Source organism: Flavobacterium oncorhynchi, assembly GCF_002217355.1.
GTDB classification, from domain to species: Bacteria; Bacteroidota; Bacteroidia; order Flavobacteriales; family Flavobacteriaceae; genus Flavobacterium; species Flavobacterium oncorhynchi.
In genome coordinates, this window is sequence record NZ_MUHA01000051.1 from 1 (window position 1) to 1,147 (window position 1,147).

Annotated in this window: 2 protein-coding genes; both read right to left on the bottom strand. The window is 26.1% G+C overall.

Features of this window, described 5'->3' with window-relative positions; all coding sequences use genetic code 11:
* Positions 1–170 precede the first annotated feature (170 nt).
* A complete protein-coding gene (locus B0A75_RS20350) occupies positions 171–584 on the bottom strand; it encodes a plasmid mobilization protein (protein WP_089056092.1) in 414 nt (137 codons plus the stop codon).
* A gap of 146 nt (positions 585–730) precedes the next feature.
* Positions 731–1,147 (bottom strand): toprim domain-containing protein (locus B0A75_RS20355; protein WP_165765155.1); only part of this gene is annotated, 417 nt, incomplete at its 5' end.

A 1,147-nucleotide genomic window follows, 5' to 3' on the forward strand; every position in this document is an offset into this window, starting at 1 on the left:
AAATAAATAAATAAATAAAGAGCTTGCTTACTTTTTTTCAAAGACTAAAATGCTATAAATCAAATTTTAATTTTTCAATTTTCAAAGTTTACAGATTGATGCCATTCTCAATTTTATCGTTTCTTTCTGCAAGAGCTTTTAAGTATAGCCAAAATACTTTTTTTATTGATTTATATTGGTTTACGTGATTCTGGTAAGTAACTCTCTTTAGCTATATCTTCAATTTTGAAAAAAACTTCTTTTATTTCCGCAAGAATTTTTAATAACATTTCAATTTCAATCTTGCTAAATGAATCCATTTTTCGTTCATTAAAGCTTCTCATTAATTGATTAAAGTTGTTTCCAATTCTTCTAACCTCTTCGATTAAGATATTTTTTTGTATTCTAGCATCATTATTGAACGTTACGATTCTATATTTCTTTTTTAAAAGAATATCTCTAATCATACTGTTCATATTCGTATAATCACTCTCAGAAAACATTTTATCAATTTGTTCCGCTTCTAATTCAGTGAACAAAATTCTTTTTTCTTTAGTTCTCTTAACTTCTTTTTTTGGCCTGCCGCCTTTATTAATATTACTCATAAATAAAAAATTATATTCAAAATACGACTTTGGAGTATTTACTTTCCCGAAGGGCGAGGCGTTTGGATGAGTGAAAGGTAAAATCGAAGATTTGATGTTTTTCACGTCATCTAAACACACCTCGCTAATTGACCATCTAATTAATTTTATTTCCCTTTTGCTAACCAATCATTTAAGTCTTTATAGCCACGGTAAATTATTCTTTGATCTAAAGAGCAGGAAAATTGTTCCAAAATTAAACTCGTGTATTTATCTCCTGTTTGATCATTATCTAAGTACAATTCTATTTTTTTATACTTTTCTAAATGAGTTAAATTTTTTGTAATTAGAGCTGCAGAATTTAAAATTAAATAATCAGATTGTTTTAGATTTACATTATCTCTAATTTGAACAAATGATAAGTAATCAAAGAAACCTTCAAAAATTCTTATAGTTTCATATTGGTTTGAAATTATACTCACATCTTTTTTTCCAATACATATTTTGGCATATTTAGATCTGATTTCAAAACCACTACTTTTATTTTCAAAACCGATTGCAAAATATTTTTTATTGTTGATGGT